We start from the raw sequence: 13,230 nt of genomic DNA on the forward strand, positions 1-13,230 counted from the left end.
ATTTCAGACTACACATTCCAATACGATACCTGCGACTTTATCAAACATAAAACCGCCAACATATACGTACATGAACTGCCAGTCGGTGCAGATAAAAAGAAAACCCCTTGAGGCCATCGCGCTCAAGGGGTTTATCTTTAATCGACTGTGATCAGTGATTAGTCTTTACGACGCGGGCGACGTGGGCCGCGCGGCTTATCGGACTTTTCGCCATCACCTTCAGAACGCGGGCGTTTTTCGCCAACTTCTTCCGTGATGTCTTCACCTGTTTCTTGGTTCACAACGCGCATGGAAAGTTTAACCTTACCACGGTCATCGATACCGATCAGTTTCGCCCAGACTTCATCACCTTCAGACAGAACGTCAGAAACTTGGGCGACACGCTCGTTCTTCAGTTCAGAGATGTGAACCAGACCGTCTTTTGTGCCCATGTAGTTAACGAATGCACCGAAGTCCATGACCTTAACGACTTTACCACGGTAGATTTTGTTGAGCTCAGGCTCAGCAACAATACCCTGGATCCAGTCGATAGCTTTCTGCCCGCTTTCGCCGTCAACAGCTGCCACACGGATGGTACCGTCGTCTTCGATGTCAATCTTCGCACCAGTTGTTTCGGTGATCTCGCGGATCACTTTACCACCTGTACCAATGACTTCACGGATCTTGTCTTTGTTGATCTGGAAGGCAGTGATTTTTGGTGCGTTGTTAGAAACATCGTCACGACCGGATGTGATGGCTTTCGCCATTTCACCCAGGATGTGAACACGGCCGTCTTTGGCCTGATCCAGGGCGATTTCCATGATCTCTGGTGTGATGGATGTAATCTTGATGTCCATCTGCAAAGACGTGATACCTTCTTCGGTACCAGCCACTTTAAAGTCCATATCACCCAAGTGATCTTCATCACCCAGGATATCAGACAGAACTGCAAAGCCATCATCTTCCTTGATCAGGCCCATTGCGATACCCGCAACAGGACGTTTCAATGGAACACCGGAATCCATCAGAGACAGAGATGTACCACAAACGGTTGCCATGGAAGAAGAACCGTTAGATTCTGTGACTTCAGAAACCACGCGTACAGTGTATGGGAAATCGTCTTTGGACGGCATCAATGGGCGGATAGCGCGCCACGCCAGTTTACCGTGACCAATTTCACGACGACCAGGGGACTTCAGGAAGCTTGCTTCACCAACAGAATATGGTGGGAAGTTATAGTGCAGCATGAAGTTTTCGCGGTATTCTTTGTCCAAAGCATCGATGATTTGCTCATCCTGGCCTGTACCCAAAGTGGTTACGGCGAGTGCCTGTGTTTCACCACGTGTGAACAGGGCAGAACCATGTGCACGTGGCAGCAGGCCAACAGTTGCGTCAATGGCACGAACTGTTTTTGTGTCACGACCATCGATACGAGATTGCGTTGCAATGATGTCACGACGAACGATGTCTTTTTCCAGGTTCTTCAGAACGCCGGAAACAACGACGCCGGAAACCTCACCGGACTCAATCTGGTCAGCGTAAAATTCAGTAACCTTGGTTTTGGCTTCTGAAACAGCAGCCACACGTTCTTGCTTATCAACAATTTTGTAAGCAGCGCGCAGGTCAGCTTCCGCCAGTTCAGCCGCTTTGGCTTCAACTTCACCGAGGTACTCAACAGGTTGAGGCAGATCCCAAGGATCGTTTGCACAAGCTTCAGCCAGATCGATGATGGCATCGATAACAGCCTGGAATTCTTTGTGACCAAAAGCCACCGCACCCAGCATGACTTCTTCTGACAGCTCTTCAGCTTCAGATTCAACCATCAAAACACCTTCTTGTGTCCCGGCAACGGCCAGATCAAGAACACTGTCTTCCAATTGTTCAGAAGTCGGGTTCAGAACATATTCGCCTTCGATGTAGCCAACACGTGCCGCGCCGATTGGGCCCATGAATGGCATGCCGGAAATAGTCAGTGCAGCAGAGGCGCCAACCATAGCAACGATGTCTGGGTCATTTTCCAGATCATGTGCCAGAACCGTACAAATAACTTGTGTTTCGTTTTTATAGCCCGGTGCGAACAACGGACGGATCGGACGGTCGATCAAACGAGATGTCAGTGTTTCTTTTTCAGAAGGACGACCTTCACGTTTGAAAAAGCCACCTGGGATTTTACCAGCAGCAAATGCTTTTTCCTGATAGTTAACCGTCAACGGAAAGAAATCGATGTCAGCGCGTGCCTGCTTCTGACCAACAGCGGTACAAAGAACTTTTGTCTCGCCATAAGTCACCATAACAGCGCCGTCTGCTTGACGTGCAATTTTACCAGTTTCGAATACAAGCGGACGACCGCCCCATTCGATTTCTTTACGGAATTCTTTAAACATATATCTTCCTTACATACGTACTTTGGCCGCTTAAGGGACCTTCCCTTAAAAATTTACCTACGGCCTTAGCCTTCACTTTACGCCACTTCGACCACTTGTGACTTGAAGACTTTATGACATGTTCCCCAGCGTATGCCGGGGCCTCTTGGACAGAGGTTCCAGCATACGCCGGAACACATAGGTCGAAAACGAAGAAAGGCGCGTCATACCGGGTGGGGTATATCGCGCCTTACTTACGAAAATCTTTGTCTTAGCGACGCAGACCTAAGCGTTCAATGATGCTTTGGTAACGGTCGTTGGATTTCTTCTTGGTGTAGTCCAGAAGACGACGACGTTGACCAACCATTTGCAACAGACCGCGACGAGAGTGAAAATCTTTTTTGTGTGTTTTCAGGTGCTCTGTCAGGTTTGCGATACGCTTGGACAGAATAGCAACCTGTACTTCAGGTGAACCAGTGTCACCTTCTTTGGTTGCGAATTCTGCAATAACCTGTGCTTTTTCTTCAGCAGTAATCGACATCAGATACTCCATATTTAAATGTTAATAATTGAAGACCCGAAAGGGACGGACATTCCCGTCTTCGACTTTGGCAAGGGCAACGAGTTTGTCGTCATGCATCAGTCTGATGACCTCTGCATCCGCCAAATCCGTATCTAGCGCCATACCGTTTCGAATTTTTTGGGTCTCATCCTGCGACAAGGCCAGAGCCAAGATGTCGTCTAGCACGGTCTCTATCGCAAGAAGGCTTTCAAAAAGCGCGTCACTATGCACAATCTCTTCTAAGGAATCCAGAGAAATCGCGCTTTTTTCGTCAAAAGGACCAACTTTTGTGCGCCTAAGAAGAGAAATATAGCCAACAGTGCCCAACGCCTTGGCAATATCACGCCCCAAAGAGCGTACATAGGTGCCTTTGCCACATTGAACTTCAAACAACGCCCGATTCGCATCAACACATTCGATCAGTTTTAGATCATCAATTTGCACTTTGCGTGACGCCATTTCCACATCCTGTCCGTCACGCGCCAGCTTGTAAGCACGCTGCCCATCAATCATAAGGGCGGAATAGATCGGGGGGACCTGGTCATTTTCACCAATGAAGTTTGAAAGGACGGCTTCAATCTGATCCTGCTTCGGGCGCACATCGGACGTTTCGGTCACCTCGCCTTCCGCATCATCCGTGTTGCGGCTTTCCCCCCAGCTGACTTCGAAGCGATAGGTCTTGGTGCCATCCATGACATAGGAAACCGTTTTGGTTGCTTCGCCGAATGCGAGGGGAAGAATGCCGGAGGCTAATGGATCAAGTGTTCCGCCATGGCCGACCTTTTGTGCTTTGGTCAGCCAGCGGACTTTTCCCACCACATTGTTGGAAGAAATTTCAAGCGGCTTATCAATGATCAACCAGCCATGAATGGGAATGCCTTTTTTCTTACGGGCCATATTAACCACTTACGTCATTCCTGCGCAGGCAGGAATCTGGGAAACACGAGAAAGATCCCTGCCTGCGCAGGGATGACGGATTAATTCTCTTCGTCATCATCGCGATGAATATCGGCCTGAACTTTTGGGTCCTGAAGCAGTTTGTTGATCTTCAGGGCCTCATCCAGTGACTCATCGCGTTTGAAGCTGAACTTCGGGATATATTTGGTCGTGGACTGACGGGAATATTCATGACGCACATGACCACTGGCCCGATTCAAACCTTTAACCACCGCGTCCGTGTTATTGCCACCGAGGTCAGAAACAAACACAGTTGCGTTACGCAGGTCCGGGCTGACGCGTACCTCGGAAACCGAGATGGACGCGTCAATCAGGTCGGGATCACGAAAATCCGCGCGTGCAATAATCTCCGCCAACGCATGACGGATTTCTTCACCCACACGCAATTGGCGTTGGGTTGGTGCTTTACCTGATCTTCTGGTCATAGATTTATTCTCATGTACCCCGGCGAAGGCCGGGGCCTTTCTTTCAAGAGATCCCGGCTTTCGCCGGGACACGCTCTCGCTAGATTTCCTGTTCGATTTGTTCCATTTCGAAACATTCGATCATATCGCCGACTTTAAGGTCGTTGTAATTTTCAAAGGACATACCGCATTCAAAGCCGGATTTGACTTCTTTGGCATCGTCCTTGAAACGTTTCAGCTGTGCAAGCGCACCTTCGTGAACAACAACGTTGTCACGCAGCAGACGAACCTTGGCACCGCGTTTCACGATCCCTTCTGTGACCATACAGCCCGCAATCGTACCGATACGTGAAATATTAAATGTCTCACGGATTTCGGCATAACCGATGAATTTCTCTTGATAAACAGGATCAAGCAAACCGGACATCATACGTTTCACATCATCAGCTGCATCATAGATGATGGAGTAGTAACGAATGTCCACGCCGTCACGTTTGGCCAGTTCACGCGCCTGTGGATTGGCACGAACGTTAAAGCCGATGATCAAGGCGTTGGATGCACGTGCCAGTGTGATGTCCGACTCGTTGATCGCACCAACTGCGCCATGCAGAACTTTAACCTTCACATCGTCACGGGCCAGTTTCTCAAAGGTACCGGAAAGGGCTTCGATAGAACCCTGTACGTCACCTTTAATCAAAACAGGCAGTTCTTTCACTTCACCCGCCTGGATTTGGCTGAACAATTCTTCCAGCGTACCACGACCAGATGCCGCAGCCTTGGCCGCTTTGTCTTTGTTGGTCCGGTATTGGGAAACTTCACGTGCCTTGGCTTCTGAATCCACCACGACCAACTGGTCACCCGCAGATGGTGTGCCCTGCAGACCGAGAACCTCAACAGGCATAGCCGGGCCTGAATCTTTAACGTGATGGCCGTGATCATTGACCAATGCACGCACACGACCCCATTCGGTACCCACAACGAAGATATCCCCGATGTGCAATGTACCGCGTTGAACCATCACGGTTGCGATGTTACCGCGACCACGTTCCTGACGGGCTTCCACAACCACACCTTCCGCAGCACGGTTCGGGTTGGCTTTTAGTTCAAGAACTTCGGCTTGCAGCAGGATGGTTTCTTCAAGCTGTTCCAGGTTCAGGCGTTGTTTTGCAGACACTTCAACGTCCATCACTTCACCGCCCATGCTTTCCACCTGAATCTCGTGTTGCAGCAGTTCTGTGCGCACACGGCTTGGGTCAGCACCCGGCTTGTCGATTTTGTTGATCGCAACGATGATTGGAACGTCAGCCGCTTTTGCGTGACGGATCGCCTCAATCGTCTGTGGCATAACGCCGTCATCAGCCGCAACTACCAGAACAACAATATCTGTCAGTTCCGCACCACGCGCACGCATGGCCGTAAAGGCTTCGTGACCCGGTGTATCAACAAATGAGATCTTTGCACCGGACGCCATGGTCACCTGATATGCACCGATGTGCTGGGTGATACCGCCGGCTTCTTTATCCACAACGTCTGTTTCACGCAGCGCATCCAGCAGAGATGTTTTACCGTGGTCAACGTGACCCATAACAGTCACGATCGGCGCGCGGTGTACTTTGTCTTCGTCGTTGTCCTCTGGACCTGTCAGATCGACTTCCACATCTGCATCAGAAACACGTTTTACGGTGTGGCCGAATTCTTCCACAATGATCTGCGCGGTGTCGGCGTCAATGGTCTGGTTGATCGTAACCATGGTGCCCATGGTCATCAGTGTTTTCACAACAGCTGCTGCTTTTTCAGACATACGGTTGGCCAGTTCCTGAACCGTAATATGATCCGGCAAAGTCACTTCGCGGTTCTGTTTCACCTGTTCAGGCTTTGGACCGCCAGCTTGCTGTTTCTGTTTTTGACGTGCACGTTTTACAGAAGCGAGCGAGCGTTGGCGCTGTTCACCACCGAAGTTATCAATGGACAGCTTGCCTTTGCCGCGACGACGATCATTGTTGCCGCCACGTTTGTTGTCTTGCTTCTTAACTTCTTTTTTCTTTGCAGGTTTAGCCGCAGCAGGTTTCGCGTCCTGTGCAGGTGCTGCTTTGCGCGCACCGTCTTTTTCAGCGCGTTGTGCAACCAGGGCAGCTTCTTCGGCAGCTTTGCGCGCTTCTTCTTCAGCACGTTTTTTCGCAGCCGCGTCTTCCTTGGCTTTACGGTCCGCTTCAGCTTTTGCTTTACGTTCTTCAGCAGCTTTTTCTTCTGCGCGACGTTCTGCATCAGCCTGTTCGCGTTTCGCACGCGCTTCAGCATCAGCTTCAGCCTGCTTTTGCGTTTCTTCCTGGGCTTTCTGTGCGTTCTGAAGAACTTCAGCGCGTTTTGCCAGTTCGCTCTCGGTCAGATGCGTGTCTGAATTCGCCTGCGCCTTTTTGAAGGCTGCTTCAGCGGCTTCTTTAGCGGCTTGTGCTGCTTTTTCTTCTGCGCTTACTTCTGTCATGCGACCAGAGGCATCTTTAGGAACAAAGGTGCGTTTCTTGCGCACTTCAACAGCCACGGATTTACTGCGTCCATGAGAGAAGCTTTGCTTGACTTGGCCGGCTTCAACCGTCTTTTTCAGTTCAAGTTTGCCGGGTCGATTGAGGCTGAGCTTGTTGCTGTCGTCGCCTTTTTTATCTGTCATATCCGAGCTGTGCCTGTCTTTCTTTAGTTCCACAATCAGTCGCGAAAACCTTGCAAACGCAAAGCTTCCACTTGGAAGCGCTTGGCCATTTTACCAGGCGCCAATCCCATATGGACCACATGGTCCCGCCCCGCAGCCTGACCCAGTTCCTGTTGACCGAATAATTCGATCAACGGCAGGTCGCCTGCCAAAGCTTTAATCTTTCCCCGGCCGTCATCCGCACCATCACGTGCAGCCAACACCACGGCGCATTTGCCGCTTTTTAACCAGGCCCGGGTCTTTTCAAACCCGAAGATCACACCGCTTGTGCGTCGCATCAATCCGATGAGGGAGAGACTGCGCTGCACCAGAAGTGCTTCAATTCTGTCCGCCAAACCGTCCATAGGCTTGACGTTTTTGCGTGCCGCACGGGAGAATGCGTTCTTCGCACATGCAGTATTTACCACATTTCGCGATGCACTCAACCACAAACCGCGACCCGGCAATTTACCATCCACATCCGGGACGACAATATCGTCAGGGCCGACAACGCACCGGATCAATTGTTCTTTGGGCAGAACCGATCCGGTGACAATGCAGCGACGTTCAGGGCTATCCCCTTTACGCGTCTTCATCTTCGAACCAATGCGCACGTGCAGCCATGATGATTTCATTGGCAGCCGTTTCACCCAGGTTCTTCTCACCGACATATTCACGCAGTTCATCACCAGCCAGATCAGCCAGATCGTCCAGCGTCTTAACGTCATTTTCACCCAGTGCCACAACCATGGCAGCAGACAGGCCTTCAACGTTAAACAGTTCGTCGGTTACACCCAGTTCCTGACGCTTCGCGTCCAGAACCTTGTCTTGTTCTTCAAGGAAGGCCAGGGCACGGGCGCGCAGTTCTTCTGCCACATCCATGTCGAAACCTTCGATCTCCGCCAGTTCAGCGCGCGGCACATAAGCCACTTCCTCGATGGAAGAGAACCCTTCTGTTACCAAAAGGTGCGCGATCACATCGTCCACATCCAGTGCTTCGATGAATTGGTTGGAACGGGCTTTGAATTCTTCCTGACGACGTTCGGATTCGTCAGCTTCCGTCAGGATATCGATATCCCAGCTGGTCAGTTGTGACGCCAGACGTACGTTCTGACCACGACGACCGATCGCAAGCGACAGTTGGTCATCAGGAACAACAACTTCAATACGGTTTGTTTCTTCATCCAGAACAACCTTGGCAACTTCAGCAGGGGCCAACGCGTTTACGATGAAGGTTGCCGGATCAGCAGACCACTGGATGATGTCGATTTTTTCACCCTGCAGTTCAGATACAACGGCCTGAACACGCGAACCACGCATACCAACACAAGCGCCAACCGGATCGATGGAATTGTCAGAAGACTGAACAGCGATCTTGGCACGAGAGCCCGCATCACGGGCGCAGGATTTAATCTCGATGATGCCATCATAAATTTCTGGCACTTCCTGTGTGAACAGTTTCGCCATGAATTGTGGGTGCGAACGAGACAGGAAAATCTGTGGGCCACGGTTTTCACGACGAACATCAAAGATGTAAGCGCGGATGCGATCACCGTTTTTAACATGTTCGCGTGGAATACATTCGTCACGGCGCAGCAGGGCTTCTGTGCGACCCAAATCAACAACAACGTTGCCGAATTCAACACGCTTGACCAGACCGTTCACAACTTCGCCAACGCGGTCTTTATATTCATCGAACTGACGATCACGTTCTGCATCACGTACTTTTTGTACGATAACCTGTTTTGCCGTCTGGGCTGCAATGCGACCAAAATCAATCGGTGGCAGTGGATCAACAAGGAATTCACCAAGCTCTGCGTCAGCCTTGCGGGCGCGTGCCTGATCAACGGTCATCTGCATATGCTCGTCTTCGACCTCTTCAACCACTTCGATGTAACGGGCAAGCTTGATCTCGCCTGTTTTGCGGTCGATGTTGGCGCGGATATCATGTTCCTGGCCGTATTTAGAACGTCCAGCCTTTTGAATGGCCTGTTCCATAGCTTCAAAAACTTGATCGCGTTCAATCCCTTTATCACGTGCCACAACATCGGCAACTTGCAATAATTCAGGGCGAGGCATTCCGGTCGATTGTTCCATTTTTCCTTACAATCCTTGTTCTTTAGACGCTGCCGCCAGCAGGTCATCAGTGAGGACCAATTTGGCTTTAACAATATCTTCAAAAGGAAGATCCTGTGCCTCACCGTCCACGAGAATTTGTACATTACCATCCACAAGCCCCACGAGGCGGCCTGTGAAACGTTTGCGGCCATCGATCAGGTAGGACATCTCCACCTTGGCTTCGAAACCGGCAAAACGATCATAATCTTCCGCCCGCACAAGCGGACGATCTACCCCTGGGGAACTCACTTCCAGTGAATAGGCTTCGTCAATCGGGTCATCCACATCCAGAAGCGGAGAAACAGCGCGGCTGATTTTGGCGCAATCTTCCACATCCATGGTTTTGCGATCAGCACGTTCGGCCATAATCTGCAAAGTGGGGTGGCGATCACCCTGCATTTGCAGGCGCACGATAACGTACCCTAAATCGGTTAGGGTCGGGGCAATGATTTCTTCGATGCGGTGCATAGCTGAAGACATTATGCAGATATCCCTTTCCTTTAGATCACATAGACCCATTAACAAAAAAAGCGGACCGCCTGGCCCACTTCAATCAAGTCCACATAAGTGGTTATGTATTGAGTTCGCCGCCTTTATACGCTTCTTTTTGGGAAATGCAAGTCTATTTTGTATATGGGCGCTCTAGAACTGCCATTGGCGCAGGATGCCATAGGATTGCAGCATATCCTGCAACTGGCCCTTTTTCTTGATATCCTGCAACAGACTTTCCAGTTTTGTCAGATCAAGTGGCCCGTCTTTACGCACCAATGCACGCAGATTATAGACCTGCGCAAATTCCTGTGAAATCACATAAGTCAGCAGTTCCTGCGGGTTCTCATGAAAATACTGTTTCAGGAAAGACAAGGTGGCGATTGCGATCTCGGCCTCATCCGCTTTGATGGACCTGAGCATATCGTAATGAGAGGTGGCAAAGCTGATGTTATATTTGGATTTCAGCCAGTCCTGATCCGCATTCAGCCCGGCAAATTCATAGTGGTAACCTTCAAACCCCAAAATCTTGCGGCTTTCAATCTGATTGAAATCAAACCGCAGCTGTTCAGGTTTGCGCTTGGCGATATAGACTTCCCCGCCCTTCATCAACAGTTTGGAAAAATCAACGCGGTCAACCTTGTCTTTCCAGTTCCATTGTTCCATTTCAAAGAACATCATATCGGCTTTGGCAGACAGGATGGGGTCGTAGCGATCCTGCGGGCGCACCACCATCAGCTCAAACTGATAGGTCGATTGTTCTTCATTCAACAGACGCAGGATGTCCGGCGTGATCCCGGTTTTGCCATCGTCATTCATAAAAGGCGGAAAAGGATAGGCCAGCACTTTAACAGTTGTTACAGCCTGGGCCGCCGACACATTCAGCAGGACAAGAAAACAACAAAGGAAAACAAAAGTTCGGGCGCGCATATTTTTATCAGTATGTTTTATTGATTTTTAGAACCATACCAGAAATCAACGCAAAGGGGAGATTTTTATTTCCGTCTAAATCTCAGATACACACAGGGCTTGCCCTGTCGAATGGCTTTTTGCTCATAGCGCGTCGGCGGCCAGTCATCAGGGCGCACACGCCAGTCACTTGGCCCGTCGCAGATCCATTCAAAATTCGGATCTTTGGTCATATGTTCCAGCGTCCAGTCGATATATGGCATATGGTCACTGCCGACGCGGAATTCTGCCCCCGGCTTCAGGACACGGGCAACCAGTTTCATATTTTCCGGCCCGACAAAACGACGCTTGGCATGACGTTTTTTACGCCAGGGGTCCGGGAACAACAAAAACATCCGGCTGATGGACGCATCGGGCATCACATCCAGAAGTGGACGCGCATCATCGCCTAAAATACGAATGCGATCTTTCAGATCGTGATTGTCCACATGATTTAAAAGGCTTGCGACCCCATTCATGAAAGGCTCACAGGCAATCATCCCCACATCCGGGTTATCCTGCAACTGCTGAGAACAATGTTCCCCACCGCCGAAACCGACTTCAAACCATAATTCTTTTATCGGCGTTTTAAACAGGCTGGCCGGATCAATCATGCTGCCATCTTCTGACGGTTCGATATGAACCTGGGGCAGCAAATTATCCACCAGCTCCTGCTGGCGCGGTTTCAGCTTATAGCCCTGGCGACGCCCAAAGGTGCGCAGACGGGTGGTATATAGGTCGGGGTCGGTCATGGCCAAATCTCATCTATAAAAAAAGCCCGACCTTATAGCCGGGCTTTTTCAGAAAATTCAACAGTTGTTTTAGAACTGACGCTTCAGTTCATCAACAAGGTCTGTTTTTTCCCAGCTGAAGTGACCTTCATCTGTCGGCGTGCGACCAAAGTGACCATAAGCAGAAGTCTCTTTATAGATCGGTGCGTTCAGTTTCAGGTGTTCACGGATGCCACGTGGGGAAAGGTTCATGATTTCAGAAGCGATCTTGGCAATCTTGGCTTCGTCCACATGGTTTGTGCCTGCTGTGTCAACGTAAACAGAAAGCGGCTTGGAAATACCAATGGCGTAAGACAGCTGAATTGTACATTTGTCAGCCAGTTCCGCCGCAACGATGTTTTTGGCAAGGTAACGTGCAGCGTAAGCGGCAGAACGGTCAACCTTGGTTGGATCTTTACCAGAGAAAGCACCGCCACCGTGTGGAGCTGCACCACCGTATGTATCAACAATGATCTTACGACCAGTCAGACCAGCATCGCCATCAGGACCGCCGATCACAAAGCGACCTGTCGGGTTTACGTAAATCTCGTCGTCAGATGGCAACCAGCCTTCTGGCAGAACTTCTTCAAAGTAAGGCAGAACCAGTTCACGAACGTCGCCCAGAGACAGGCTTTCGTCATGCTGTGTGGAAACAACCAAAGAAGTCGCACGAACAGGCTTGCCGTTTTCGTATGCCAGTGTCACCTGTGACTTGCTGTCCGGACCAAAACCCTGAACTTTGCCAGAGTGACGATCTTCAGCCATGCGGCGCAAAATCTGGTGAGAATACATGATCGGCGCAGGCATCAGTTCAGGTGTTTCGTTGGTTGCGTAACCAAACATGATACCCTGATCACCAGCACCTTCTTCTTTGTCAGTCCCTGTACCTTCATCAACGCCCTGCGCGATATCCGCAGACTGGGAATGAATTTGTGAAGTAATTTCACAATCTTTCCAGTGGAAGCCGCGTTGCTCATAGCCGATGTCCTTGATGGCTTCGCGTGCCAGTTCTTTGAATTTGTCGTGATCCAAATCGTCCGGACCGCGCACTTCACCCGCGAGTGCAACAAAGTTTGTTGTCACCATGGTTTCAACAGCAACGCGTGAATATGGGTCGCGTTCCAGGAATGCGTCGATGATTGTATCAGAAATACGGTCAGCAACCTTATCCGGGTGACCTTCTGATACGGATTCAGATGTAAAGAGATATTTGTCGAGTGCCATGTTCATAGCGCCTTTCGATCAAAGAGTTAAACCAATGGATCAAGGGCACTGTGAAACATTAAGCCCACTTAGCGTCATTTTTTGCTGTGGGTGCGCAAGCGATCCAAATCCCCCCACAAACCTAAGGGTTTCCCCCAAAAAGGTCGGCGGGATTTGTAACAGATGCTGGCTATCGGTCAAGCTTTTTCGTCAGCGATATCTTCAGCAGACAAAACCTTTGCCAGTTCAAACACGCGACGGCGTACAAGCGGGTTGGTAATTTTGTAATAATTGCGAACCAATTCAAGAGTTTCGCGACGTGTCATGTCATCAACTTCAAAAGCAGAGACATCTGTGCTGAGATGTTGGCTCACCCCTTCGTAACGATCCTTGCTGACTTCTTCAGGCATTTCTTCAAAAAAGTAAGCAATCGAAACATCCAGAACACGGCTTAGATCATATAGCCGACTGGCGCCAATTCTGTTGGCACCGCGTTCATATTTTTGAATCTGCTGGAAGGTGAGACCAACCGTATCCCCTAATTTACCCTGGCTCATACCCAACAATGTGCGGCGCTGACGTAAACGAGACCCCACATGAATATCAATTGGATTAGGTGTTCCTGGTTTCTTTTTTGGCAGGCCAACTGCTTTCGCTATCGCGACCATCCATATCCCCTTTTTATATTACCAGTTGAGAGAACTTTCATTCTCTAACATCAAAGGGACTATAGCAAACTAATAATCAGAACCAC

General features: G+C 50.0%; 12 protein-coding genes. All 12 read right to left on the minus strand.

Annotated elements, in window-relative coordinates:
* Positions 1-158 precede the first annotated feature (158 nt).
* A complete protein-coding gene (pnp, locus tag RYZ26_RS00085; protein ID WP_317681034.1) occupies positions 159-2,363 on the minus strand; it encodes a polyribonucleotide nucleotidyltransferase in 2,205 nt (734 codons plus the stop codon).
* A gap of 250 nt (positions 2,364-2,613) precedes the next feature.
* The gene (rpsO, locus tag RYZ26_RS00090; RefSeq protein ID WP_317681035.1) at positions 2,614-2,883 is read right to left on the minus strand and encodes a 30S ribosomal protein S15; all 270 of its coding nucleotides are present in this window, start codon (positions 2,881-2,883) and stop codon (positions 2,614-2,616) included.
* A 21-nt stretch (positions 2,884-2,904) separates the two neighbouring features.
* Positions 2,905-3,801, minus strand: coding sequence for a tRNA pseudouridine(55) synthase TruB (gene truB / locus RYZ26_RS00095; RefSeq protein WP_317681036.1), 897 nt, complete (start codon positions 3,799-3,801; stop codon positions 2,905-2,907).
* Positions 3,802-3,881: 80 nt separating this feature from the next.
* A complete protein-coding gene (rbfA, locus tag RYZ26_RS00100; protein WP_317681037.1) occupies positions 3,882-4,286 on the minus strand; it encodes a 30S ribosome-binding factor RbfA in 405 nt (134 codons plus the stop codon).
* Positions 4,287-4,365: 79 nt separating this feature from the next.
* Entirely contained in the window at positions 4,366-6,930 is a 2,565-nt protein-coding gene (infB, locus tag RYZ26_RS00105; protein WP_317681038.1) for a translation initiation factor IF-2, read from the minus strand.
* A gap of 35 nt (positions 6,931-6,965) precedes the next feature.
* Positions 6,966-7,544, minus strand: a complete 579-nt coding sequence (locus RYZ26_RS00110) for an RNA-binding protein (RefSeq protein ID WP_317681039.1) — start codon at positions 7,542-7,544, stop codon at positions 6,966-6,968.
* Positions 7,531-9,045 carry a transcription termination factor NusA gene (nusA, locus tag RYZ26_RS00115; protein ID WP_317681040.1) on the minus strand — a complete coding sequence of 505 codons (1,515 nt, stop codon included), beginning with the start codon at positions 9,043-9,045 and terminating at the stop codon, positions 7,531-7,533. The genes RYZ26_RS00110 and nusA overlap by 14 nt, the downstream gene beginning before the upstream one ends.
* Positions 9,046-9,051: 6 nt before the next feature.
* Positions 9,052-9,585 (minus strand): ribosome maturation factor RimP, encoded by a 534-nt coding sequence (gene rimP, locus RYZ26_RS00120; protein ID WP_317681311.1) that lies wholly within the window; start codon positions 9,583-9,585, stop codon positions 9,052-9,054.
* A gap of 123 nt (positions 9,586-9,708) precedes the next feature.
* Complete coding sequence (locus RYZ26_RS00125) at positions 9,709-10,485, minus strand: substrate-binding periplasmic protein (RefSeq protein ID WP_317681041.1); 777 nt, start codon at positions 10,483-10,485, stop codon at positions 9,709-9,711.
* Positions 10,486-10,550: 65 nt separating this feature from the next.
* Positions 10,551-11,255: a tRNA (guanosine(46)-N7)-methyltransferase TrmB gene (gene trmB / locus RYZ26_RS00130; protein WP_317681042.1), complete on the minus strand. Its 705-nt coding sequence runs from the start codon at positions 11,253-11,255 to the stop codon at positions 10,551-10,553.
* Between the two features lie 69 nt (positions 11,256-11,324).
* Positions 11,325-12,497, minus strand: a complete 1,173-nt coding sequence (metK, locus tag RYZ26_RS00135; RefSeq protein WP_317681043.1) for a methionine adenosyltransferase — start codon at positions 12,495-12,497, stop codon at positions 11,325-11,327.
* 176 nt (positions 12,498-12,673) lie between these two features.
* Positions 12,674-13,144, minus strand: coding sequence for a helix-turn-helix domain-containing protein (locus RYZ26_RS00140; RefSeq protein ID WP_317681044.1), 471 nt, complete (start codon positions 13,142-13,144; stop codon positions 12,674-12,676).
* Between the last annotated feature and the right edge of the window lie 86 nt (positions 13,145-13,230).

The sequence above is a fragment of the Terasakiella sediminum genome (assembly GCF_033100395.1).
In the GTDB taxonomy this organism is placed as follows: domain Bacteria; phylum Pseudomonadota; class Alphaproteobacteria; order Rhodospirillales; family Terasakiellaceae; genus Terasakiella.